Origin of the sequence: Sphingomonas sp. J315 (genome assembly GCF_024666595.1) — a bacterium.
Classification (GTDB): domain Bacteria; phylum Pseudomonadota; class Alphaproteobacteria; order Sphingomonadales; family Sphingomonadaceae; genus Sphingomonas.
On sequence record NZ_CP088296.1, the window covers coordinates 3632232 to 3655788 of the forward strand.

The 23557-nt window shown below is 66.3% G+C and carries 19 protein-coding genes and 2 pseudogenes; 6 read left to right on the forward strand and 15 right to left on the reverse strand.

Annotated elements, in window-relative coordinates:
- Positions 1-56 precede the first annotated feature (56 nt).
- From rpoD to purM, 13 genes and pseudogenes are all read right to left on the reverse strand, one after another.
- Positions 57-2081 (reverse strand): RNA polymerase sigma factor RpoD, encoded by a 2025-nt coding sequence (rpoD, locus tag LRS08_RS18375; protein WP_257845823.1) that lies wholly within the window; start codon positions 2079-2081, stop codon positions 57-59.
- A 53-nt stretch (positions 2082-2134) separates the two neighbouring features.
- A complete protein-coding gene (dnaG, locus tag LRS08_RS18380) occupies positions 2135-3985 on the reverse strand; it encodes a DNA primase (protein WP_260481100.1) in 1851 nt (616 codons plus the stop codon).
- Positions 3986-4040: 55 nt separating this feature from the next.
- Positions 4041-4678, reverse strand: a pseudogene (locus LRS08_RS18385) (phosphoribosylanthranilate isomerase).
- Between the two features lie 116 nt (positions 4679-4794).
- Positions 4795-6357, reverse strand: coding sequence for a M17 family metallopeptidase (locus LRS08_RS18390; protein WP_257845822.1), 1563 nt, complete (start codon positions 6355-6357; stop codon positions 4795-4797).
- A 56-nt stretch (positions 6358-6413) separates the two neighbouring features.
- On the reverse strand, positions 6414-6932 hold the full coding sequence (locus tag LRS08_RS18395) for a GNAT family N-acetyltransferase (protein WP_257845821.1): 519 nt from the start codon (positions 6930-6932) through the stop codon (positions 6414-6416).
- A gap of 99 nt (positions 6933-7031) precedes the next feature.
- Positions 7032-7703: an orotidine-5'-phosphate decarboxylase gene (gene pyrF / locus LRS08_RS18400; RefSeq protein WP_257845820.1), complete on the reverse strand. Its 672-nt coding sequence runs from the start codon at positions 7701-7703 to the stop codon at positions 7032-7034.
- Positions 7700-8047, reverse strand: coding sequence for a hypothetical protein (locus LRS08_RS18405; protein ID WP_257845819.1), 348 nt, complete (start codon positions 8045-8047; stop codon positions 7700-7702). The genes pyrF and LRS08_RS18405 overlap by 4 nt, the downstream gene beginning before the upstream one ends.
- Before the next feature lie 65 nt (positions 8048-8112).
- Complete coding sequence (locus tag LRS08_RS18410; RefSeq protein ID WP_260481101.1) at positions 8113-10407, reverse strand: patatin-like protein; 2295 nt, start codon at positions 10405-10407, stop codon at positions 8113-8115.
- Positions 10407-11108, reverse strand: coding sequence for an endonuclease/exonuclease/phosphatase family protein (locus LRS08_RS18415; protein WP_257845818.1), 702 nt, complete (start codon positions 11106-11108; stop codon positions 10407-10409). Before LRS08_RS18415 ends, LRS08_RS18410 begins: the two co-directional genes overlap by 1 nt.
- A 43-nt stretch (positions 11109-11151) precedes the next feature.
- Positions 11152-11352 (reverse strand): hypothetical protein, encoded by a 201-nt coding sequence (locus LRS08_RS18420; protein WP_257845817.1) that lies wholly within the window; start codon positions 11350-11352, stop codon positions 11152-11154.
- A 96-nt stretch (positions 11353-11448) separates the two neighbouring features.
- Positions 11449-11826 carry an MmcQ/YjbR family DNA-binding protein gene (locus LRS08_RS18425; RefSeq protein WP_257845816.1) on the reverse strand — a complete coding sequence of 126 codons (378 nt, stop codon included), beginning with the start codon at positions 11824-11826 and terminating at the stop codon, positions 11449-11451.
- Positions 11823-12344: a phosphoribosylglycinamide formyltransferase gene (gene purN / locus LRS08_RS18430; RefSeq protein ID WP_257846179.1), complete on the reverse strand. Its 522-nt coding sequence runs from the start codon at positions 12342-12344 to the stop codon at positions 11823-11825. The genes LRS08_RS18425 and purN overlap by 4 nt, the downstream gene beginning before the upstream one ends.
- Before the next feature lie 75 nt (positions 12345-12419).
- Positions 12420-13514, reverse strand: a complete 1095-nt coding sequence (gene purM / locus LRS08_RS18435; RefSeq protein ID WP_257845815.1) for a phosphoribosylformylglycinamidine cyclo-ligase — start codon at positions 13512-13514, stop codon at positions 12420-12422.
- A 61-nt stretch (positions 13515-13575) separates the two neighbouring features.
- Between purM and LRS08_RS18440 the strand changes: the two genes are divergently transcribed.
- Genes LRS08_RS18440 through LRS08_RS18455 form a run of 4 tightly spaced genes read left to right on the forward strand, consistent with a single transcriptional unit; the run spans position 13576 to position 19182 of the window.
- Positions 13576-14853, forward strand: a complete 1278-nt coding sequence (locus LRS08_RS18440; protein ID WP_260481102.1) for a heavy-metal-associated domain-containing protein — start codon at positions 13576-13578, stop codon at positions 14851-14853.
- Positions 14850-15473: a DnaA ATPase domain-containing protein gene (locus tag LRS08_RS18445; protein WP_260481103.1), complete on the forward strand. Its 624-nt coding sequence runs from the start codon at positions 14850-14852 to the stop codon at positions 15471-15473. Before LRS08_RS18440 ends, LRS08_RS18445 begins: the two co-directional genes overlap by 4 nt.
- Before the next feature lie 11 nt (positions 15474-15484).
- Entirely contained in the window at positions 15485-17677 is a 2193-nt protein-coding gene (locus LRS08_RS18450; protein ID WP_257845814.1) for an RNA degradosome polyphosphate kinase, read from the forward strand.
- A 35-nt stretch (positions 17678-17712) separates the two neighbouring features.
- Complete coding sequence (locus LRS08_RS18455; RefSeq protein WP_260481104.1) at positions 17713-19182, forward strand: Ppx/GppA family phosphatase; 1470 nt, start codon at positions 17713-17715, stop codon at positions 19180-19182.
- Between the two features lie 88 nt (positions 19183-19270).
- Here the strand turns inward: LRS08_RS18455 and LRS08_RS18460 are convergent, their stop codons facing one another.
- Positions 19271-19555, reverse strand: a complete 285-nt coding sequence (locus LRS08_RS18460; protein WP_257845812.1) for an I78 family peptidase inhibitor — start codon at positions 19553-19555, stop codon at positions 19271-19273.
- A pseudogene (gene rnd / locus LRS08_RS18465) lies at positions 19552-20729 on the reverse strand (ribonuclease D). The gene LRS08_RS18460 and the pseudogene rnd overlap by 4 nt, the downstream one beginning before the upstream one ends.
- Before the next feature lie 98 nt (positions 20730-20827).
- Here rnd and aspS point away from each other — a divergent pair.
- Positions 20828-22627, forward strand: a complete 1800-nt coding sequence (gene aspS, locus LRS08_RS18470; RefSeq protein WP_257845810.1) for an aspartate--tRNA ligase — start codon at positions 20828-20830, stop codon at positions 22625-22627.
- A gap of 124 nt (positions 22628-22751) precedes the next feature.
- Positions 22752-23525 carry a polyphosphate kinase 2 family protein gene (locus tag LRS08_RS18475; protein ID WP_257845809.1) on the forward strand — a complete coding sequence of 258 codons (774 nt, stop codon included), beginning with the start codon at positions 22752-22754 and terminating at the stop codon, positions 23523-23525.
- Positions 23526-23557 lie beyond the last annotated feature (32 nt).

A 23557-nucleotide genomic window follows, 5' to 3' on the forward strand; every position in this document is an offset into this window, starting at 1 on the left:
CCAAAAAAAGGGGCCGCTCTTTCGGGCGGCCCTTTCGATAATCCGGCTTGTACCCCTTACTGGTCGAGGAACGAGCGCATCTTGCGGCTGCGGCTCGGATGCTTGAGCTTGCGCAGCGCCTTGGCCTCGATCTGGCGGATGCGCTCGCGGGTCACGCTGAACTGCTGGCCGACCTCTTCGAGCGTGTGATCGGTGTTCATGCCGATGCCGAAACGCATGCGCAGCACGCGCTCCTCACGCGGGGTCAGGCTGGCGAGCACGCGGGTGACCGTTTCCTTGAGGTTTGCCTGGATCGCGGCGTCCACAGGGATGATCGCGTTCTTGTCCTCGATGAAGTCGCCGAGGTGGCTGTCTTCCTCGTCGCCGATCGGCGTTTCGAGGGAGATCGGCTCCTTGGCGATCTTCATCACCTTGCGCACCTTCTCCAGCGGCATGGAGAGGCGTTCGGCCATCTCTTCCGGGGTCGGTTCGCGGCCCTGTTCGTGCAGGAACTGGCGGCTGGTGCGGACGAGCTTGTTGATCGTTTCGATCATGTGGACCGGGATGCGGATCGTGCGCGCCTGATCGGCGATCGAACGGGTGATCGCCTGACGAATCCACCAGGTCGCATAGGTCGAGAACTTGTAGCCGCGGCGATACTCGAACTTATCGACCGCCTTCATCAGGCCGATATTGCCCTCCTGAATGAGGTCCAGGAACTGCAGGCCGCGATTGGTGTATTTCTTGGCGATCGAGATCACGAGGCGGAGATTGGCCTCGACCATCTCCTTCTTGGCGATACGCGCCTCGCGCTCGCCCTTTTGCACCATGTTGACGATACGGCGGAATTCGCCGAGCGCCATGCCGGTCTGCTGGCTGATCTCCGACACTTCGACCCGGATGCGATCGACGGCGGCGGCTTCGTTCTCGACGAACGCCTTCCACTTCTTGTCGAGGCCGGCGACCGATTCCAGCCAATTTTCGTCCATCTCATGATCGACATAACGATCGAGAAAGTCCTTGCGGCTGACCTTGTGCCGCTCGGCGAGGCGCAGCATCTGGCCGCCCAGCGCGGTCAGGCGCCGGTTGTAGCTGTAGAGCTGATCGACCAGATATTCGATCTTGGCGTTGTGGAACTGGACGCTCTCTACCTCGGCGGTCAGTTCCTCGCGCAGCTTGTGGTATTTCTTCTCGTCGCCCGACGAAAGCTCGCCGCCCGCCGCCATCGCGTCGAGCCGGTTCTGCTGGATCTTGCTGAACTTCTTGTAGATCGCAGTGATGTTGGCAAAGCGCTCAAGCGCCTGCGGCTTCAGCGTCTCTTCCATCTGGGCGAGGCTGAGGGTGTTGTCCTCTTCTTCCTCATCCGAGATGCGCGGTGCGCGCCGCTCGGTCAGTTCGTCATCCTCGTCGGCGGGGGCCTCTTCGGGCTCTTCCTCTTCCTTGAAGCTGGCGCCGGCGGTCTTTTCACTGATCTCGCCCGAATCGTCGTCCTCGGCGCCCTCGACCTGCTCGGCCGACGGACCCTTGGACAGCATCGCGTCGAGATCGAGGATCTCGCGCAGCTGCATCGTGCCTTCGTTGAGCGCGTCGGACCAGCCGATGATTGCGTTGAAGGTGATCGGCGATTCGCACAGGCCGAGGATCATCGTGTCGCGACCGGCCTCGATCCGCTTGGCGATCGCGATCTCGCCCTCGCGGCTGAGCAGCTCGACCGCGCCCATCTCGCGAAGATACATGCGGACGGGGTCATCGGTGCGATCGACGACCTCCTTCTTCTTCGCCATTTCAAAGGCGGGTTCGTCGTCCTTGCCCTCGGCATCGACCTCGTCGGGCGTGTCGTCCTCGGGCTGGTCGTCCTCGCCGACATCCTCATTTTCGACGACGTTGACGCCCATGTCGCTGAGCGCGGACATGACGTCTTCAATCTGTTCGGAGGTGAACTGGTCCTGGGGCAGCATCTCGTTGAGCTGGTCCACGGTGATGTAACCGCGCTTTTTCGCGCGGGCGACCAGCTTCTTGATCGAGCCTTCGTTGAGATCGATCAGCGGGGCGTCACCAGATTCCGTGGGTTCCGCACCGTCTGCCATATTTGCCTTAGCCATCGACTGCCTTTGAAATCATATGGCGGCAATTATACGCCGCCCTAATCACCTAATTACGTCTCGTCCGCAAGCATCAGATTGGCGAGCCGCATTTCCAGCTCTGCCTTGCGTCGAACCAGGGCCACCTGACGCTCGAAAGCCTCGTCGCTGAAACGCGCCTGAACCGCCGCAGTTGCCTCCGCCAGCGCCGCCTCGACCTGAGGCCGTGCCGCCAGTACCGCAATCGCTTCGCCGAGGTCGAGCGCGGCCCGTCCCGCGTCCCATTCCTTCTGGGTGAAGGTGAAGGGAAGCTGGTCGGCGCGCAGCAACTCCGCTGCCTGTGAATCGAAACCGGACGCCGCCAATATGGTACGAAGGCGTGCGGTATCAAGCGCCCGGTCCTCCAGCGCGACATCGACCACCGCCTCGAACAGTCGGCCAAGGGCGCCGTCGGCATGGGCGAGGCTGGTCAGCGTTTCGACATGGCGGGCAATCTCCGCCGGGTGGCGGATCAGCCCCGCGAGCACGGCTTTTGCCAGTACCCGGTCGATCCCGCCTGCGCCGACCGCCTGAAGCGCGGGGCCGGGGGGCGGTTCGGGTGGTTGCCAGCGCTGACCGGGCTTGAACGGGCCGCGGCTTTGGGTTCGCGGCGTGAAGGCGCGTGGGGCCGGGGCGAAGTGCTCGTCGACGCGGCGGCGGAACTCGTTGATATATTCGTGGCGGACATTGCCGTCCTGAATCGTGGCGGCGAGATCGGACAGGCGACGCTTGAGCCCGGCGCGGGCTTCGGGCGTATCGACCGGCTCGGCGGCGAGTTCGTGTTGCCAGAGGCGATCGGCCAGCGGCTGGGCCGAGGCGAGCAGCGCCTCGAACGCCTGGGGTCCCGATGCGCGGACGAGATCGTCGGGGTCCTGACCCGGGGGCAGGGTGACGAAGGCGAGGCTGCGGCCCGGTTGGAGCAGGGGGAGGGCGCGATGCGCGGCGCGGATCGCCGCCTTTTGCCCAGCATTGTCCCCGTCGAAGGAGAGATAGGGGATGTCGGCCATCCGCCACAGCCGTTCGAGCTGATGCTCGGTCATCGCGGTGCCGAGCGGGGCGACCGCCTCGCCGAACCCGGCTTGGGCCAGCGCGATCACGTCCATATAGCCTTCGACTGCGATCACCCGGTTGGCCTTGCGCGAGGCGGCGGAGGCGCGGTCGAGATTGTAGAGCGAGCGGCCCTTGTCGAAGAGCGGGGTTTCGGGGGAGTTGAGATATTTGGGCTCGCCCTCGCCGATGATCCGCCCGCCAAAGCCGATGACGCGACCGCGCGCATCCTTGATCGGGATCATGAGACGGCCGCGGAAGCGGTCATAGGGCTCCTTGCCTTCGACCTGGATCAGCAGCCCGGCTTCGACCAGCATGGCGTCGCCATAGGATTTGAGCGCCTCGCGCAGCTTCGTGCGCGAATCCGGCGCATAGCCCATGCCGAACGTCCGCGCGGTCTCGGCGGTGACGCGGCGGCGCTCGAGTAGCGCGCGCGCCTCCGCCCCGGCGATGCCGTGGAGCTGTTCGGTGTAGAATTTGGAGGCGTCGGCCATAACCTCGTGCAGCCCCTTGGCGCGCTCCGCCCGCTGCGCCGCGCGCGGGTCCGCCTCCGGCATGTCGAGGCCGGCGGCCTGCGCCAGCTCCTTGACCGCATCGATGAAGGGCAGGCCGTCATGCTCGGTCATCCAGCGGATCGCATCGCCATGCGCGCCGCAGCCGAAGCAGTGGTAGAAGCCCTTTTCGTCGTTGATCGTGAACGACGGGGTCTTCTCGTTATGAAAGGGGCAGCACGCCTTGTACTCGCGTCCCGCGCGCGTGATCTTCACGCTGCGCCCGATCAGGGCGGACAGGGTGGTGCGGGCGCGCAGCTCGTCGAGAAAGGCGGGGGTCAGACTCATGGGGCTGAATCGGACATGCCGAACCCCGGCCCGGGTCGCAAGCGCGGCGGACGGCCTAGAGCGATGCGACGGTCTTCAGGAAGGCGGCGATCCTGGCCGCGTCCTTCACTCCCGGCGCGCTTTCGATGCCGGAGGAGACGTCGACCAGCCGTGCGCCGCTGATCGTAACGGCTTCGGCGACGTTGGCGGCGTCGAGGCCGCCGGACAATGCCCAGGGCAGCGGGTGGTCGAAGCCCTGAAGCAAGGTCCAGTCGAAGCGGAGACCCATGCCCCCGGGGAGCTTTGCGTCCTCGGGCACCTTGGCGTCGTAGAGGATGCGCTGGGCCGCGCCGCGAAAGCTGTGCGCGGCGTCGAGATCGGCGCGGGTCTTGACCGCGACGGCGGCCCAGACGGGCAGGCGGGTGCGCGCGCCGATCGCGGCGGCACGCTCGGGGCTGGCACGGTGGAGCTGGATCGCGTCGAGCCGGGCGGCGCGAATCGCCTGATCGAGCAATGCGTCCTCGGGATCGACGAATACCCCGACCCGGCCGGCGCCATCGGGCACGCGTGCGGCGAGCGCGGCGGACTGGTCGAAGGTGACGTGGCGTGGGGAGGGGGGAAGAAGACGAAGCCGATATGGCTTGCCCCGCCCGCGACTGCGGCGTCGAGCGTCGCGGCGGTGGACAGGCCGCAAATCTTGGCTGAGACGGGCATCGCGGCTGGCAATCGGCTGCGCGGGGCGCTTTGGCAAGCGGAAGTTGGGGCGTGATGCCCTGAGCTGTCCGCAATCCTCCCCCGCGCGGGGGAGGATCGTTAAGCCGCTTGCCGGTCTACCGCTCGAATTCTCGGACCAGTGCGTCGAACAGGCGGACGCCATAGCCGCGCGCGCCCTTGGGTATCGTTGGGAGTGATTCCTCGGCGCCATCGACCCCGGCCATGTCGATATGCGCCCAAGGCGTCGGCTGGGGCGTGAGGAAGCCGATGAAATGCGCGCCGCGCCCCGCGCCGGGGCCGGACTTCGTAGTGCCGTTGGCGATGTCGGCGACCTGTGACTCCATGTCCTTCGCGTAGCTGGGGTGGAGCGGAAGCCGCCAGACCGCCTCGCCCGATGCGGTCGCGGTAGTCTGGACACGGGCGGCCAGCGCTTCGTCGCGGGCGAACAGGCCGGCATAATCGTCGCCCAGCGCGGTGCTGACTGCGCCGGTCAGCGTGGCGAGATTGACCAGGGCAGCGGGCTTGAACCGTTCGATTGCGTATTGGTTGGCGTCGACGAGGACCATGCGGCCCTCGGCGTCGGTGCTGATGATCTCAATCGTCTGGCCGTTCATCGTGCGCACCACGTCGCCGGGGCGCGAGGCGTTGCCGCCGGGCATGTTTTCGGCCAGCGCAGCGATGCCGACTACGTTCGCCTTCGCGCTGCGCTTGGCCGCTGCCAGGACACTGCCCATGACGGCGGCGGCGCCGGCCATGTCGCCCTTCATCGCCCCCATGCCCGAGCCGGGCTTGAGGCTGATCCCGCCAGTGTCGAAGGTGATGCCCTTGCCCACCAGCGCGAGCGGAGCGGCATTACCGGCGCCAGTATATTCGACGATCAGCATCCGTGCTGGATGGCGCGATCCGGCGGAGACCGAGAGGATCGATCCCATGTTGCGGCGGCGCATCTCGGCTTCGTCTAGGACGGTGATGCGCACATTGGGCACACCGGCGAATTGCGCACGAACGGCGGCGACGAAGCTGTCGGGCGTCTTGGCGTTGGAGGGGAGGGTGATGAGGTCGCGGGCCATACGCGCACCATCGGCGACACCGGCGAGCTCGCGCGCATATGTCGCCTCTCCGCTCGTCGCCACGATGGTCAGCGGCTGAACGGCGGGGGCATCGACGCTGCTCTTGAGCTTGTCGAAGCGATACTGACCAAGGCTGGCTCCGAGCGCGACATGCGCAGCAGGGTCGGTGGCGGCGCTCGACAGGGTGCCGGCGAGGATTGCGACTGGCTGGCGATTGTCGCGGGTCTCCTGCGCGGCACGACCCCCGAAATCGGCGAGCGCGGCGGCATCGAGCTGGCCAGCGGGTACGCCGATCAGGACGATACGGTGGTAGCCGCCGACGCCGTAGAGCGAGAGCGTCTTGTCGGCGGCAGCCTTGAACGCGGCAGTATCGACCGCGCTGGTGACGGCAGCGCGGAGCGCGGTGGGGACGTGGCTGAGGTCGCCCGGTCCCGCCATCGGGATGACGAGGACCCCGTCGGCGGGGGCGGTGGCGGCGAAGCGGATCGGCCGTTCGGCGCTGTTCTGCCGGTCGCTGGCGCTGACCCCGGTGCCGATCGCGGCGCGCTCCGACTGGGCGAGCGCGGGGGTGGTGGCTAGAATCGTGGCGGCAAGCAACAGGACACGCATCGGCAACAACTCCCTGGTCGGTGTAATATGGTCACATGGTTAACCGGCTAGGGCGATCAGGGCAATTGTCGTTGGTCGAACAACGGTTTGACCAGCACGGTCATAGTCAGCGGGGGATCGACCAGGACCGGGAAGGGGCGGGTCTCGCCCGAGCGGGTGTAGCCGTGGCGTTCGTACCAGGCGATCAGTTCGACGCGACGGTCGATCACCGTCATCTCGATCCGGTCGGCGGCGAAGCTGTCGCGGGCAGTGGCTTCGGCGGCTGCGATCAGCTGCTTGCCGATCCCGCGTGCCTGGATTTCGGGGTCGACGCAGAGCAGGCCGAGATAGGCGAGGCCGTTGCCCCGGCTGGCGACGTTGACGCAGCCGAGGATGGTGTCGCCGTCGAGCGCGATCAGCAACCGGCTGTTGCCTTCGATCAGCGTCGCGAGCGTGTCGAGATCGGTACGCGCGTCGCTGAGCATGTCCGCCTCATGCGTCCAGCCCTGGCGCGCGGAATCGCCGCGATAGGCGCGCTCGACCACGGGGTGGAGGCGGGGGAGGTCGGCGGCGGTGGCGGGGCGGATGATGGTCATTTCTACTCCATCACTCCGGGCTCGATCTGCGGTCCCGTTGTCCTCGCGACGAGGGAGAAGAAGCTGGGCCCCGGGTCGAGCCCGGGGCGACGAATGCGGTCAGAGCGTCGCCTCGATCTCGCGTGCGGCGAGGTCAGGGTCTTCGGCTTGCGTAATCGGGCGCCCGATGACGAGGATCGAGGCGCCGGCGTCGAGCGCGGCGCGTGGTGTGACCACGCGCTTCTGGTCGCCGATCTGGCCGTTCGACGGGCGGACGCCGGGGACGACGAAAAAGCCGTCCTTCCAGGCGGCATGCGCGGCCTTCACTTCTTCGCCCGAGCAGACGATACCGTCGACGCCGGCCGACTTGGCGAGTTCGGCGAGGCGAACGACCTGTTCGTGCGGGTCGGGCGACAGGCCGATCGAGGTGAGGTCATTGGCGTCGAGGCTGGTGAGCATCGTCACCGCGACGACCTTGGTCCCCGTCGGTGCCGCGGCCTTCGCATCCTCCAGCATGGCGCGGCCACCCGCTGCGTGGACCGTGATGATCGCGGGTTCGAGCGGGCGGAGCGCCTGAACCGCCTTGCCCACGGTATTGGGGATGTCGTGGAATTTGAGGTCGAGGAAGATCGGCAGGCCGATGTCCGCCATTTCGTGCACGCCGTGGCGGCCATTCGCCATGAAGAATTCGAGGCCGAGCTTGATCCCGCCGACATGGTGGCGGACGCGGGTGGCGATCGCCTTTGCGCGGGCGATGTCGGGGGTGTCGAGGGCGACGTAGATCGGGCTCATGGCATGACCAAAGGCGGAGCGGAAGGCGTTTCAGCGGCTGCTTCGAGGTCCCCGGGATCGCCCGCCACGACGGGCGCGGGCGGCACGGCGGGAGCCGGGCGGAGATCGTCGACGGTGCGCTCCAGCATCGCGATCCGGCTGCGCATCCGCCAGCGGACGGTGTGGTAGATCGCCAGCATGGGCAGCAGCCCGCCGAGATAGACGACGAACAGCAGGAACGGCAGATTTACGTCAGCGATCAGGCCGCTCCACAGGTGAATCTCGACCGGATGCCAGTTGGTGACTGCGAACGCGGCCGCGAGACCGAGAAGCAGGAACCAGAACAAAGCCTTCAGAAACTGCATCCGCCGCGATCACCCTGTTACCTTGGACCCCCGTCTTAGGACGCGGGGGGAGCGCTTGGCCAGACTCAGCCGATTTCGGCGCGCAGCTGGGCGAACAGGCCGGGCACGGCCTTGAGCCGCGGCTCCTCCTCGTCGAGGATCGCGTGGAACAGTTCGCGCTTGATCGTGGTCACGCGGCCGGGTGCGAGGCGCGCACCGGGGGACAGGGTGGAGAGGATAATATCCACCAACCGGTCGGCTCCGTGGAGGCGGCCCCAGAGATAGTCATTCTCACGATAGGCCCGGCTGAAAAAGGCACCGAAATTGTTGAACTGGATGCCCTTGAGCGTCGCTTGCGCGCCGCCGCTGCGGATCGCTGTGGCGTCGTCGGGCGAGATGCGGTCGACGCGGACCGGGTCGAATTCGTTAAGTCCCTCGCCGCGCAGCAGCGGGAGAGTGGCGATGTCGAAGAAGGGGAAGCCAAGATAGGCGAGCAGCATCGGGCGGCGCAGGTCACGCGGTAATTGGCTGAGTCCTTCGGACAACCGCGCATCGGTATCGTCGTCGAGCGTGCGCAGGTCCATTCGTGCGGCGAGTTCGTCCATCAGCGCGCCAGCGTTGCAGTCGGTCGCGCGGATCGATCCGCGCATACCGAGGAACGGGTCGGCGCGCTGACATTCGAGATAGCCGGCCAGCGATTCGTAGATCGCGGTGCGGATCGGCATCAGTTCGGCGCGGCTGTTGTCCTGGTCCAGCTCAGTGGCGCGACGGGCCAGCAGGCGCAGGCGACGGATGCGAAAGCCGAGATCGTGGGCGCGGAGCAGGTCGAGCGTCGCAGGGCTGGCGGAGGCGGGATACTCGACCCCGAAATCGTCCGCGCCGCGCCGGTCGATTTCCGCGCCGATCGCGGTCCGCATTCGGTGCCAGCGATCCGAACCGTGCAGGTCGGCGATCTGGTTGAGATGCGTGGCGATCCGGTCTGCGACACCCTCGACCTTGAGCAACCCGTAGGCGGCGTGCCCGTAACCGGCACGCGATGCCGCCGCCTGTTGTGCGCGCTTGCGCCAGCCGGCGAGGCGCTTGGGCGTCGGATAGTCGAGAAACAAGGTGTAGCCGAACAGCGATCCGACCTGAGCCTCGACCTCCGCGCGGATGCGTTCGATGATGGTCAGCATCCGCTCGATCTGTGCCGAGCGCTGGCTGAGCGATTCGAGATTGTCGCGGATCGGCTGCTGGCGCGGCAATTCGGACAACGCCCCGATGATCGTTCGGAAAAAGCCGGGGCTTTCCTGCGTCGTCTCTCGCGACATACCGATGCTGAGCCCGGGCGTCGGGTCGATGAACACGAAGCGCCGGTCGATCTGGCGGCGGGCGGGCCGTTCGCGCAGTGCGTCTATTGCGGGGCGGAACGGGGCGTTGGCGAGCACCGACCCGTCGATCAGTGGGGCGGTATCCGCCACACCCGCGGCGAACTGGCGGGGCAGAGCGTGTTCGAGAAAGGAACTGCGTCCCGGCCATTGGGTGCCGCGTTCCGCGAGCACGGCATCGACCTCTGCGACTGTCGCGGGCGGAAATGCACCGGGAAAGCTGGACGTGGCGCGCGCCGCAAAGGCCAGTTCCGCATGGTGCCCCAACGTACCGCCGTCATGGCCATGGTCGCTGAACGAGAAGACTAGGCGGTGCTCGGTTTCGACCACTTCGGGCGGGGAATTGAGGCGAAGCCGCTCGGGATGGCCGCGAAAATCGGTAACGGTGACGAACAGGTCTAGGGGCTGTCCCTCTGGCAGAAGGCGTTGACCGGCCGGCGAGTCGCGCATGGTCTCCAGCGCGTCGAGCAGCATGTTCATCAACTGCTTGCCCCCGAAGGGCGGCTCAAACCAGCGCGAGCGCACGAAACGCTCAAGCTTGCTGCGCACCTCTGCCCGCGCGGCTGGCTCCACCGTGCTGTCGACCGCCGAATCGCGCCCGGCGAGCATCCAGGCGATCGGCATCGCCCAGATTTTTGCAAAACGGTGCGACGGGCCGTGGTCGGGATTGAGCAGTGCCTCAACATCCGCGATTTCGAGCCACAGGTCGGTCAGCGGGTCGAGCGATTGGCCGCTGGTCACCGCCTGCGCCAGGAACACGCCGTTAATCCCCCCTGCGCTGGCCCCGGCCACGATATCGACCATCACCCGCAAATTGGTCGCGGTGTCGTCGGCTATCGATTCAAGTAGCGCATGATAGACCTTTTCGCTGGCCCCGCTTGCGGGTTCAAAATCGCGATGCGCGCGGCTGGCGCGGGCAAGGTGCCAGATTTCCTTGGTGATGCCGTGCATGTAGATGGCAAGGCTGATCCCGCCGTAGCAGACCAGCGCGAGGCGGAGTTCCTTGTCCTGCACTAGACCCTACCGCTCCGCACTTCGGCCCATACGGGCAGGTGATCCGATGCGGTGCGCGCGGCGGCGCTGTCGTTGACGCCACAATCGGCGATGCGGAGGTCGCGCGACACCATGATCCGGTCGAGCCGGGCGATCGGCCGGCGCGCGTGGAAGGACCGGCCGGTTGGCGCGAAAGCGAAATCCTTACCGAAATCGCGCAGGCAGCCGGATTGCGCGCTCCAGTCATTGAGGTCGCCCATCATCACCGTCGGCATCGCCCGTTCGCTCGACGAGAGATGGGTGAGGATTGCGTGCGCCTGCCGCCGCCGCCACAGTCCCGACAGGTCGAGGTGCATTCCGACGATTCGCAGCACTTCGCCCCGGATCCGCAAGTCCGCCATCACTGCGCCGCGCGGCTCCAGTGCGGGCAGGTGAATGATCTCACAATCGAGGATCTGCGCGTCCTTGCGCACCAGGATCGCATTGCCGTGCCAGCCCATTGATCCCGAGCGGACCCCGAACGATACCGCCTTCCAGGGGCTGTGCTCATCGAGCATGTGGGGGGTGATGACCCCCTGCCGCTGGCCAAATCGACGATCGCATTCCTGCAGCGCGACGACGTCGGCATCGATCTCGCGCAGCACTTCAAGCGTGCGCTCGGGCCGGCGGCGACGATCGGTGCCGATCGCCTTGCGCATATTGTAGCTGGCAACCTTCAGCATCGGTCCTGTTTGGGACGCGTAACGATCAGAGGCAAGCGCGCGATCAGCGGGTGAGCGGCGGCATCGCCATTGGCGGCTGGGTGCGTGCCTCGGCGGCGGCTTCCTGAAGGCTGCGCGCGGTGGCCTCTGCCGCATCCGGAGTCATCGCAATGGCGACTCCGTCCGGGCCGTCGAGGAGGACGAGGCCCGCTTCGGCGCTGGCAACGCCCGATTTTCGATGTGGTTCGCGTCCATGCCCGTGCATCGCCCCGACTTTCCCAATTATTCGCGCTAATCGCGCAGAACGCGTGGTTTCCGCAAAATATCCCGGAATTTTCAGGGGTTTTTGTAGCGTTTCGGGTCACCGCCCGCCTGCTTCGAGCAGGCGGCGCGGGGCGATCAATTCCCAGCTGATCGCGACCCGGTCGCCGACGCGGTCCCAGTCGGTGTCCGGACGGTCGAGATGGATGCCGATCCAGCCCGATGGGCCGAAATAGGGCGGGCGGTAATAGAGGCCCGGCTCCATCTCGATCAGCATCGCCTGTTCCTCGGTCCCGCTGGTCTTGACGATCGCCGCGGTGACATTGTCGCCATGATGGGCGTGCCAGAAATAGGCGAACATCTTGCCTTTGGTGATGAAAAACGCTGGCATGCCGTGGGACAGCTTCTCATCGGCTTCGGGAAGGGCGAGCGCGATGGCGCGAAGCTTATCCAGCGCGGCGCTCGCCTGAGGGGTCATCTGCTGAGCCATTCCGCGACAATGCGGGGATAGAGCTTGTGTTCCTCCGCCAATACCCGTTCGGCGAGTGTTTCGGCGGTGTCACCGGGGCGGATCGGGACTTTGGACTGGCCTAGCACCTCGCCGCCGTCGAGTTCCTCCGTGACGAGGTGGACCGAGCAACCGCCATGGCTGTCGCCCGCGTCGACGGCGCGCTGATGGGTGTCGAGGCCCTTGTAGAGGGGGAGCAAGGAAGGGTGGATGTTGACGATCCGCCCGCGCCAGCGCGCGACGAAATCGTCGGAGAGGAGGCGCATGTATCCGGCAAGGGCGATGGCTTCGACGCCAGCGCTGCGCAGCGCGGAGTCGATCGCGCTCTCATAGTCCGCCTTGGCAATGCCCTTGGGGGATTGGGCGAAGGTCGCGATGCCCTGTTCGGCTGCCCATGCCAGACCGGCGGCGTCGGGCTTGTCGGACGCGACCAGTGCGACGATGTAGGGCGCGTCGGGCAGTCGGGCGGCTTCGGCCAGCGCCTGCATGTTCGATCCGCGACCAGAGATCAGGATGCCGAGCTTGCGTTTCACCCATGCCTCTCCCGCTTGCGGGAGGGGAGATCATGCATTGTGCGTCGCTTCCCAGTCCGCACGGGCGCTCCAGGTTTCGGCGCTGCCCGAAACGGTGCAGCCGCGCTGGCCTTCGACGATGGTGCCGATGCGGTGGACGGTCTCGCCCGCCGCTTCGAGTTCCGCCGCGACGGCGTCGGCCTGATCCGCTGCGACCACCGCGATCATGCCGATGCCGCAGTTGAAGGTGCGCGCCATTTCCTGTGGCTCGATATTCCCCTGCGCTTGCAGGAACGCCATCAGGCGCGGTTGGGCCCAGCTATCGGCATCGACCCGGGCGTGGCAGCCCTCGGGCAGGACGCGCGGGATATTCTCGAGCAAGCCGCCGCCGGTGATGTGCGCGAGGCCGTGGATCGTGCCCTTGCGAAGTTGCGGAAGCAGACTCCGCACATAGATGCGGGTCGGGGCCATCAGCGCGTCGAGCAGGATCACCTCCTGATCGAACAGTGCGGGGCGGTCGAGCTTCCAGCCCTTGTCCGCAGCGAGGCGGCGGACGAGCGAATAGCCGTTGGAGTGCACGCCGTTGGAGGCAAGGCCGAGGATCACGTTGCCCGGTGCGATCTTCTTGCCGTCGAGCAGCTGGTCGCGCTCGACCGCGCCGACGCAGAAGCCGGCAAGGTCATAGTCGCCATCGGCGTACATGCCCGGCATTTCGGCGGTCTCGCCGCCGATCAGCGCGCAGCCGGCCTGTTTGCACCCCTCGGCGATCCCCGCGATGACGCGCTCGGCGACGCCGTTGACCAGCTTTCCCGTCGCGAAATAGTCGAGGAAGAAGAGCGGTTCGGCGCCCTGCACTACAAGGTCGTTGGCGCACATCGCGACGAGGTCGATGCCGACGCCATCGTGCGAGTCGTGGTCGATCGCGAGCTTGAGCTTGGTGCCGACCCCGTCATTCGCCGCGACCAGCAGCGGATCGGTAAAGCCGGCCGCCTTGAGGTCGAACAGGCCGCCGAACCCGCCGAGATCGGCGTCGGCACCTGGGCGACGGGTGGAACGGGCGAGCGGGGCGATGGCACGGACCAGCGCATTGCCGGCGTCGATCGAGACGCCCGCCTGGGCGTAGGTATAGGACTCGGGGTCGGTCATGGGAGGCGCGTAGCCACATCGCGCTTGGATTTCCACGTCCTCTTCGCCAAAAGGGCGCGGAATGTCACTTCGTCCTTCCCCCGCCATCGCCGCGATCGGCATCGCAGCCCTGCTCGCATCGGCCGGATTCGCCGTGGCACAGTCCGGAAAGGGAGCGGCCAAGGCCGATGCGGGGCAGGAGGCTGGTAGCAGTTCGGGCAGTTTCGAGGTCAGCGGCGTCGACGTCGATGTGCGGGGCAAGAGCGCGGAGGCGGCGCGGCTCGGCGGGTGGCGACTGGCACAGCGGCGCGGCTGGTCGATGCTGGCGAAGCAACTGACTGGTTCGCCTTCGACCCTGTCCGATTCGGCGCTCGACGGACTGGTGACGGGTATCGTCGTCGAAAATGAGCAGATCGGTCCGAACCGCTATGTCGCGCGGTTGGGCGTGCTGTTCGACCGCAATCGCGCCGCGTCGATCCTGGGCGTCGGCGGCACGTTGATGCGCTCGCCCCCGATGCTGCTGGTGCCAGTGCAGGTGTCGGGCGGCGCGCATCGCGTGTTCGAGGGGACCAGCGCCTTTGCCGAGGGCTGGGCGCGGTTTCGCACGGGGAACAGCTCGATCGACTATGTTCGTCCCAATGGGACCGGCCCCGACCGGCTGCTGATGAATGCGGGACAGGTGGCGCGGCGAGGGCGTGGCTGGTGGCGCGCGATCCTGGACCAATATGGCGCGACGGATATCCTTGTACCGACGGTCGAGCTGCGGCGGAGCTATCCTGGAGGACCGGTCACCGGTATCTTCACCGCCGGGCATGGGCCGGACAATGTCCAGCTGGCGCAATTCGTGCTGCGGGTGAATGACGGCAACGCGATCCCTGCACTGATCGACGCGGGCATCGCGCGGATCGACAAGGCGTATCAGGACGCGCTGCGCGCCGGGATACTGAAGCCCGATCGACTGCTCGTCACCGAACCGCCGCGCCCCGAGGTACCGGTCGAGGAGACCGGCGAGGAAGAGCTGATCGACACCGGCGAGAGCCCTGCGGTCGCGACCGGGGCGAGCTTTACCATCCAGTTCGACACGCCGACGGTCGGCGCGCTGACCGGGGGCGAGGCCGCGTTGCGCGGCGTGCCCGGGGTCAGTTCCGCGATCACCACCAGCACCGCGCTGGGCGGAGTGTCGCTGATGCGTGTGACCTATGACGGCAGCCAGGCATCGCTGCGCGCGGCGCTGGAGGCGCGCGGGTGGCAGGTTCAGGAGGGGGCAGGGGTGCTGCGCATCCGTCGCGGCGGCGGATCGCCCACGCCCGCTCAACCTTCGGTGCCGATTGCCGAAGCGGGGAACAGTATCAGCGAATGAGTCAGCTCTCCCTGCCGCTCGCCCGGCCGGCCGGCGCACGCGAAGACAGGTTCCTGATCGGCGAATCGAACGCCCGGGCGGTGCAGATGCTGGAGCGCTGGGCAACTTGGCCGGTCATGACCGGAATTATCACCGGTCCGCGCAAATCGGGACGCAGCCTGCTGGCGCGCACGATGGTGAAGCGCAGCGGCGGGATGATGATCGACGACGCCGATCGCGCGGACGAAGTGGCGCTGTTCCATGCCTGGAACACGGCGCAGGCCGAACACAAGCCGCTGTTCCTGGTCGCCGAGCGCGCGCCGCCGGGCTGGACGGTGCGGCTCCCGGATCTACGGTCGCGATTGGGAGCGAGCGTGATCGCGCAGATCGGCCCGCCCGACGATGCGCTTGGGCATGACCTGTTGGCGCAATTGATCGACCGTCACGAACTTGTCGCGCCGCCTGATGTAGTGGCGTGGATCCTGCGGCGGATCGAGCGGACGCACCTTGCGATTCTGCGCACCGCCGAAGCGCTGGAGGAAGATGCGAGTCGCCGCAGCAACCGGCGCTTGTCGATTCCGACGGCGCGCGCCACATTGACCGCGGCGGGGCTGCTTCGCGAGCCTGACGCCCAACCCTGAAACGAGGCCCGATGACCCGCGCGCATGCCAAAGCCGACTCGACCCGTGCCGAGGGTGGCGAGGTTCCATCTGCGGCGGCATTTGCCGATGCGCGCTATTTCAACCGCGAGCTGTCCTGGCTGGCGTTCAACCGCCGGGTGATGGAGGAGGCGCGGAACCCGGCCCATCCGCTGCTCGAACGGCTGCGCTTCCTGTCGATCTCCGGCTCCAACCTCGACGAGTTTTTCATGGTCCGTGTCGCGGGGCTCAAGGGCCAGCAGATGCAGGAGGTCGAGGCGCATTCCACCGACGGCCTGACCCCGGCGCAGCAGCTGGCGGCGATCGTTTCCGATGCGGCGGATCTGGTCGATAGCCAACAGGCGGTGTGGCAGGATATACGTGGCGAACTGGCCGAGCGCGGGATCGAGGTGCTCGACGGCGAGGGGCTGACCGGCGAGACCGCAGCTTGGCTGGAGGAGCATTTCCGCCTTCAAATCTTCCCGATTCTGACCCCGCAGGCACTTGATCCCTCTCACCCGTTCCCGTTCATCCCCAACAAGGGGCTGAGCGTGATCTTCGACCTCGTCCGCACCAGCGATGGCGAGGCGGTGCGCGAGCTGGTGCTGCTGCCCGCCGCGACGCCGCGCTTCGTGCGCGTGCCGGGGGACACGGCGCGCTACATCGCGGTAGAAACGCTGGTGAAGCGGTTCGCGCCGGTGCTGTTTCCGGGCTTCGAGATTCGCAAATCGGCGACGTTCCGGGTGCTGCGCGACAGCGACATCGAGCTGGAGGAAGAAGCCGAGGATCTGGTCCTCTACTTCCGCACCGCGATCAAGCGGCGACGGCGCGGGCGTGTGATCCGGCTCGAGATGGAGGAAGGGATCGATTCTGGTCTCGAGGCGGTGTTGAAGGATGAGCTGAGCGGCAGCGAGGCGTTGCTGACCGAGACCGGCGGGTTTCTGGGCAATGGCGATTTGGCGCTGATCGTCGAAGAGGATCGCCCCGACCTTAAATTTCCGCCCTTCGTCGCGCGCTTCCCCGAACGAATCCGCGAGTATGACGGCGATTGCTTCGCGGCGATCCGGGCCAAGGACATCGTGATCCACCACCCCTATGAATCGTTCGACGTGGTGCTGGCGTTTCTGCGCCAGGCGGCGAGCGACCCGGATGTGGTGGCGATCAAGCAGACTCTGTACCGCGCGGGCAAGCAATCGGCGGTGATCCAGGCGCTGATCGCCGCAGCCGAGGCGGGCAAGTCGGTCACCGCAGTAGTCGAGATCAAGGCGCGGTTCGACGAGGAACAGAATCTGCTTTGGGCGAGCGCACTCGAACGCGCGGGCGTTCAGGTCATCTATGGCTTCACCAACTGGAAGACCCACGCCAAGGTGTCGATGGTGGTGCGGCGCGAGGGCGACGGTTTCCGCACCTATTGCCATTTCGGGACCGGCAATTACCACCCGATCACCGCGCGCATTTACACCGATTTGAGCTTTTTCACCGCCGATCCCCGGGTCGGGCGCGATGCGGCGAAGATCTTCAACTACGTCACCGGCTATGTCGAGCCGCAGGGGCTGGAGCTGCTGTCCGTCTCGCCGCGCCATCTGCGCGAAAAGCTGATCGAACTGACCGATCGGGAGATTGCCAACGCGCTGGCGGGCAAGCCGGCGGCGATCTGGGCGAAGATGAACAGCCTGGTCGATCCGGTGATGATCGAGAAACTGTACGAGGCGAGCAATGCCGGGGTCGAAATCGACCTGGTGATCCGTGGCATCTGCTGCCTTCGCCCCGGCATTGCTGGCATGTCGGAGCATATCCGGGTCAAGTCGGTGGTCGGGCGCTTCCTGGAGCACAGCCGGATTTGGGCGTTCGGTAATGGCAAGCCGCTGCCCAATGACGGGGCCTTGGTCTATATCTCCTCGGCCGACTGGATGCCGCGCAACTTCGACCGGCGGGTGGAGTTCATGTTGCCGATCATCAATCCGACGGTGCACGATCAGGTGCTGGACCAGGTAATGGTGGCGAACCTGATCGACACCGAACAAAGTTGGGAGTTGCAGCCCGATGGCCGCTATGTCCGCGACGATCCCGGCGCCAAGCCGTTCAACCTGCATCGCTACTTTATGACGAACCCGTCGCTGTCGGGTCGCGGTGCAGCGCTGGAGGCGAGCGGCGGGGCGGTGCCCAAGCTGTCGCTGCGTCGCTGGCGGGCGGAGCGTGGCGGGTGAGCGTCACGTCGCTCTTGCAGCGCAAGCCGCGCGCCGTGACCGTAGCAGAGGCCCAGCGCACCGCGATCATCGACATCGGGTCGAACTCGATCCGCCTGGTCGTCTATGATGGGTCGGCGCGACTGCCCGCGACCCTGTTCAACGAGAAGGTGATGGCAGGACTGGGTCGCTCGCTGGCACAGACCGGGGCGATCGACGACGATGCCTTGGTACTGGCGACGACAGCGCTGGCGCGCTTCTCAAGCCTGGCGCGCGAGATGGAGGTGGATTTGCTGCGTACCGTGGCGACGGCGGCGGTGCGCGATGCGAGCAATGGCGAGCGGTTGCTGGAGATTGCCAGGGCATTGGGCCTGAAGGTCGAGTTGCTGTCGGGCGAGGCCGAGGCGCTGGCGGCGGGCTATGGCGTGCTTTCCGGGATTCCGGAGGCGGACGGGATCGTCGGCGATCTGGGCGGTGGATCGCTGGAGCTGGTTCGGGTCGTCGCGGGGACAGTGACCGATCGCGTGTCTTTCCCGCTCGGCGTGTTGCGGCTGGAGGCAATCCGGTCGCAGGGCAAGGGGACGCTCGACAAGACCGTCGCCAAGCTGCTCGACGAGGCGGGGTGGAGCAAGCGCGGGGAGGGATTGCCCTTTTACCTCGTCGGCGGGTCGTGGCGCGCGCTGGCGCGGCTGGACATGCATCTGACCGGCTATCCGCTGCCGGTGATCCACGAATATGCGATGCCCGCCGCGACGGTGACCCGGTTGCAGCGAACGATCCAGCAAATGGGCAAAAGCCGCATCCGATCGGTGCCGAACCTGTCGTCGGGGCGCGTCGCGACGCTGGAACATGCCGCCGCGTTGCTGGGATCGCTGATGAAGCATCTCGGCAGCAGTGAGACGGTGGCGTCCGCGTTCGGGCTGCGCGAGGGGCTGCTGTATGGCGAGTTGTCGATCGCGGAGCGCCAGGCCGATCCGCTGATCGTCGCTACGCGCGACGAGGCGCGGCGATCGGGGCGGTTTCCCGAGCATGGTGACCTGCTCGATGCGTGGATCGCGCCGTTGTTCGGTGACGATGACGAGTCGCTGGTGCGGCTGCGCCATGCCGCGTGCCTGCTGGCGGACGTGGGCTGGCGCGCGAACCCGGAGTTCCGGGCGGAGCGCGGGACCGAGATCGCGCTGCACGGCAATTGGGTCGGGATCGACGCGCGGGGGCGGGCCTTGCTCGCGCAGGCGTTGTTTACCTCGCTGGGAGGTGGTCTGGAGTCACCTGCACCGGTGGGACAACTTGCCGCGCCCGACGCGCTGGAACGCGCGCGACTGTGGGGGCTGGCGATGCGGCTGGGTCAGCGGCTGTCGGGCGGTGTCGCCGGGCCGCTGCGGAGGTCGCGGGTCGCGGTCGATGGCGAACTGCTGCAGCTTCATTTGGGTGAGGATGATGCGGCGCTGTATGGCGAGGCGGTCGAGAAGCGTCACCGCGCGCTCGCCGGGGCGCTGGGGCTGACGGCGAGTGTGGCGTTGGGATAGGTCCTGTGCTCCTGCGGAGGCAGGAGCCTAGAGCCGCACGGGAATCGCTCAGCTACTCTGGGCTCCTGCCTTCGCAGGAGCGCATGTGCTACCCGCAGCGCAGCGCCTTGATCGTGTTCACATCGTCCAACTCGACGTTCAGCCGGTCGGAGCGATAGTCCATCGTCACCGCCATGCCCGGCTTGATCACGCGGACGATGCCCGCGCCCGAGCGTTGCTTGGCGCGCTCGATCACCTGCGGCTTGGCTTCGCGACCAACCAAGGGCTGGACGCGGTCGGCATTGCATTCGCGGATACCGGTACCGGGTGCCGGGCGCTCGTAGCTGCACGCGGCGAGGCTCAGCGACAGGGCGATCAGGGCAGCAGCTTTCATGGATTCGGCTCCTCGGTACGCGTCATCTTGAGCTTTCCGTTACGCACGGTGAACCCAAGCTGACCCTCGACGAGCGCGAGCGCGTCGCGGCCGAATTGTTCGAAGCGCCAGCCATTCAGGATCGACAGCCCTTCGCGCTGGCCGGCCGCGAGCGCCTCGAGATCGTCGGAGCGGGCGAGCAGGCGGGCGGCGACATTGATGTCGCGTGCGCGGATCTTGAGCAGCAGCTTGAGCAGGTCGGCGACCAAAGCGCCTTCCTTGCCCAGCGGAAGCTTGCGGTCGTCACGCGCGGGCATTTCGTTGGCGGGCATCGGCTCGGCATTTTCGAGCGCGGCCATCAGGCGACCGCCGATATCGTTGCCGCCCCAAGTGGCGGACAGGCCGCGCACCTTGGTCAGGTCGCTCTGCTTGCGCGGCGGATTGCCGGCGAGGTCGGCGATCGTCTCGTCCTTGACGATGCGGCCGCGTGGCAGGTCCTTGCCCTGCGCCTCGCGCTCGCGCCATGCCGCCAGCGCCTTGAGGCGACCGAGCACTTCGGGTTTGCGGCTGGAGATGCGGATGCGCTGCCACGCCTTGTCGGGGTCGCTGCGATAGTTTTCGGGATCGCCGATCCGCTCCATCTCCTCGTCCAGCCAATCGCCGCGACCGGTTTTCTTGAGCTTCGCGAGCATCTTGGGGAAGATTTCGGAGAGATAGGTGACGTCGCAAATCGCGTAATCGATCTGGCGCTTGTCGAGCGGGCGGCGCGACCAGTCGGTGAAGCGCGCGCCCTTGTCGACGGTGATGCCGAGATAGGTTTCGACGAGGTTGGAATAGCCGATCTGCTCGCCCTGACCCAATGCCATCGCCGCGATCTGGGTGTCGAACAGCGGGTGCGGGGTCTTGCCAGTGAGGTTGTAGACGATCTCGAGATCCTGGCCGCCGGCGTGGAAGACCTTGAGCACATCCTCATTGTTGACGAGCAGGTCGAGCAGGGGGTGAGGTCGAGTCCCGGCGCCATCGGGTCGATCGCCGCAGCCTCATTGGTGTCGGCGATCTGAATCAGGCACAGCTCGGGGTAGAAGGTGTTTTCCCGCATGAACTCGGTATCCACCGTGATGAACGGCTGCTGCGCGAGGCGGGTGCAGAGGTTGGCGAGCGTCGCCGAGTCTTGAATCAGGCCGTGAATATGCATCGCAGGCCCATAGCCAAGCCCGCGCGGGTTGACAAAGGGGCGTGTGAGAAGGATGCGCGCGGCCTGTTATTTTCACCAGAAACCGTTGGAAACCGCTCATGCACGCCTATCGCACCCACACTTGCGGCCAGCTGACCGCCGATCAGGTCGGCGAAAACGTCCGCCTGTCGGGCTGGATCCATCGCAAGCGCGACCATGGCGGCGTGTTGTTCGTCGATCTGCGCGACCATTATGGCGTGACGCAGATCGTGTGCGACAGCGACTCGCCGGCGCTGCCGGTGCTGGAGGGGCTGCGCGTCGAATCGGTCGTGACGATCGATGGCGTGGTGAAGGCGCGCAGCGAGGCGACGGTGAACGCCAACCTCGCCACCGGCGCGATCGAAGTGTTCGCCAAGGGCGTGACCGTCCAGTCGTCGGCGCAGGAGCTGCCGATGCCGGTGTTCGGCGACAGCGACTATCCCGAGGAAATCCGCCTGCGGAACCGTTTCCTCGACCTGCGTCGCGAGGGGCTGCACGCCAACATCATGCTGCGCAGCCATGTGATCGCGAGCCTGCGCCGCCGGATGATCGAGCAGGGCTTTACCGAGTTCCAGACGCCGATCCTGACCGCGTCGTCGCCGGAGGGCGCGCGCGACTATCTGGTGCCGAGCCGCGTGCATCCGGGCAAATTCTATGCGCTCCCGCAGGCACCGCAGATGTTCAAGCAGCTGCTGATGGTCGCGGGTTTCGACCGCTATTTCCAGATCGCGCCGTGCTTCCGCGACGAGGATGCGCGCGCCGACCGCAGCCCGGGTGAATTCTATCAGCTCGATTTCGAGATGAGCTATGTCACGCAGGACGATGTGTTCGCGGCGATCGAGCCGGTGCTGCACGGCGTGTTCGAGGAATTCGCGAACTGGCAGGGCAAGGGGCGCACCGTCAGCCCGCTGCCGTTCAAGCGCATCCCGTACCGCGAATCGATGCTGAAATATGGCAACGACAAGCCCGATCTGCGCAACCCGATCCTCATTTCCGATGTCAGCAGCCACTTTGAAGGCTCTGGTTTCGGGCGCTTTGCGTCGATGGTCGCGGCGGGCGACGTGGTCCGCGCGATCCCCGCGCCAAACACGGCAGAGAAGAGCCGCAAATTCTTCGACGACATGAACGCATGGGCGCAGGCCGAGGGCTTCCCGGGCCTGGGCTATGCGACGCAGAAGGATGGCGTGTTCGGCGGCCCGATCGCCAACAACCACGGGCAGGAGGGCATGAAGGCGATTGCCGACGCACTTGGCCTCGGCCCGAATGATGGCATCTTCTTCGCCGCGGGCAAGGAGGCTCAGGCCGCCAAGCTGGCGGGCCTCGCGCGCACCCGCGTTGGCGAGAGCCTCGAGCTGATCGACAAGAGCCGGTTCGAATTCTGTTGGATCGTCGACTTTCCGATGTTCGAATATGACGAGGACGCGAAGAAGATCGACTTCAGCCACAACCCCTTCAGCATGCCGCAGGGCGAACTGGAGGCGCTGGAGACCAGGGACCCGCTCGACATTCTCGCGTGGCAGTATGACATCGTGTGCAACGGCATCGAACTGTCGTCGGGCGCGATCCGGAACCATCGCCCGGAGATCATGTACAAGGCGTTCGAGATCGCCGGGTACAGCCAGCAGGACGTGGACAGCAATTTTGCAGGCATGATCAATGCGTTCAAGTATGGCGCACCGCCGCATGGTGGATCGGCTCCGGGCGTCGACCGCATCGTGATGCTGTTGGCGGATCAGCCGAACATCCGTGAGGTCATCGTCTTCCCGATGAACCAGAAGGCGGAGGATCTGATGATGCAGGCCCCGTCGCCGGTCAGCGAGAAGCAGCTCAAGGAACTGCATATCCGGCTGGCTCCGCAGGCGCTGGACAATAAGGGCTGAGCTAAATCCCCGCCAAGCTCCCCTCCCGCTTGCGGGAGGGGCTGGGGGAGGGCATGTTCGAGGACATGCCCAGCCCTCAACGCACAGGCCCTCCCCTGACCCCTCCCGCAAGCGGGAGGGGAAATTGAAGATTGACCTCTCGGATTTCGAGGAGGGCGACGAGGTCGATGACTATCATGACCGCCTGAAGGCTCTCCAGGAGCGCCTCAGCCACATCCAGACCGCGCATATCATCCACAAGCGCCGTGCGATCATCGTCTTCGAAGGGTGGGACGCGGCGGGGAAGGGCGGGATCATCAAGCGGCTGACCGCCGAATGGGACCCGCGTTATTTCGAGGTTTGGCCGATATCCGCGCCGACGCCCGAGGAACTGGCGCACCATTTCCTGTGGCGCTTCTGGCGGCGGCTGCCGGCGCAGCACAATATCGCCGTGTTCGACCGCAGCTGGTACGGTCGCGTGCTCGTCGAGCGGGTCGAAGGCTATGCGAGCAAGGCCGAATGGACGCGCGGCTATGACGAGATCAATGATTTCGAGGCGCAGCAGGCCGAGACCGGCGCGACGCTGATCAAGATCTTCATCCACGTGACCCAGAAGACGCAGGACAAGCGCCTGCGGGAGCGGATCGAGAGCCCGTGGAAGCGGTGGAAGACCGGGCTCGACGATTATCGGAACCGCGCGCGGCGGGCCGACTATCTCGATGCGATGCACGACATGTTCGCGCGGACCAACACGAAGCAGGCGCCGTGGATCGTGGTCGACGGGAACGACAAAAAGGCGGGGCGGATCGCAGCGCTGACCGCGATTGCCGACGCGCTGGAAGCGTGCGTGCCGATGGAGCCGCCCGCGCTTGACCCCGCAGTGGAGACGGCGGCGCGCGAGGCAGGGGTGATCGACTGAAGCGGTGGACGGAAAGGCGGTTCGGGCGTAGG

Excerpts from the sequence above, each read along its gene's own strand:
- LRS08_RS18425 (WP_257845816.1), bottom strand. The coding sequence starts at position 11,826 with ATGACCCCTCAGGCGAGCGCCGCGCTGGATAAGCTTCGCGCCATCGCG.
- pyrF (WP_257845820.1), bottom strand. The coding sequence starts at position 7,703 with ATGAGCCCGATCTACGTCGCCCTCGACACCCCCGACATCGCCCGCGCA.
- LRS08_RS18440 (WP_260481102.1), top strand. The coding sequence starts at position 13,576 with ATGTCACTTCGTCCTTCCCCCGCCATCGCCGCGATCGGCATCGCAGCC.
- LRS08_RS18460 (WP_257845812.1), bottom strand. The coding sequence starts at position 19,555 with ATGAAAGCTGCTGCCCTGATCGCCCTGTCGCTGAGCCTCGCCGCGTGC.
- purM (WP_257845815.1), bottom strand. The coding sequence starts at position 13,514 with ATGACCGACCCCGAGTCCTATACCTACGCCCAGGCGGGCGTCTCGATC.
- LRS08_RS18450 (WP_257845814.1), top strand. The coding sequence starts at position 15,485 with ATGACCCGCGCGCATGCCAAAGCCGACTCGACCCGTGCCGAGGGTGGC.
- LRS08_RS18445 (WP_260481103.1), top strand. The coding sequence starts at position 14,850 with ATGAGTCAGCTCTCCCTGCCGCTCGCCCGGCCGGCCGGCGCACGCGAA.
- LRS08_RS18405 (WP_257845819.1), bottom strand. The coding sequence starts at position 8,047 with ATGCAGTTTCTGAAGGCTTTGTTCTGGTTCCTGCTTCTCGGTCTCGCG.
- dnaG (WP_260481100.1), bottom strand. The coding sequence starts at position 3,985 with ATGAGTCTGACCCCCGCCTTTCTCGACGAGCTGCGCGCCCGCACCACC.
- rpoD (WP_257845823.1), bottom strand. The coding sequence starts at position 2,081 with ATGGCTAAGGCAAATATGGCAGACGGTGCGGAACCCACGGAATCTGGT.
- purN (WP_257846179.1), bottom strand. The coding sequence starts at position 12,344 with ATGCAGGCGCTGGCCGAAGCCGCCCGACTGCCCGACGCGCCCTACATC.
- aspS (WP_257845810.1), top strand. The coding sequence starts at position 20,828 with ATGCACGCCTATCGCACCCACACTTGCGGCCAGCTGACCGCCGATCAG.
- LRS08_RS18390 (WP_257845822.1), bottom strand. The coding sequence starts at position 6,357 with ATGCGTGTCCTGTTGCTTGCCGCCACGATTCTAGCCACCACCCCCGCG.
- LRS08_RS18420 (WP_257845817.1), bottom strand. The coding sequence starts at position 11,352 with ATGCACGGGCATGGACGCGAACCACATCGAAAATCGGGCGTTGCCAGC.
- LRS08_RS18415 (WP_257845818.1), bottom strand. The coding sequence starts at position 11,108 with ATGCTGAAGGTTGCCAGCTACAATATGCGCAAGGCGATCGGCACCGAT.
- LRS08_RS18395 (WP_257845821.1), bottom strand. The coding sequence starts at position 6,932 with ATGACCATCATCCGCCCCGCCACCGCCGCCGACCTCCCCCGCCTCCAC.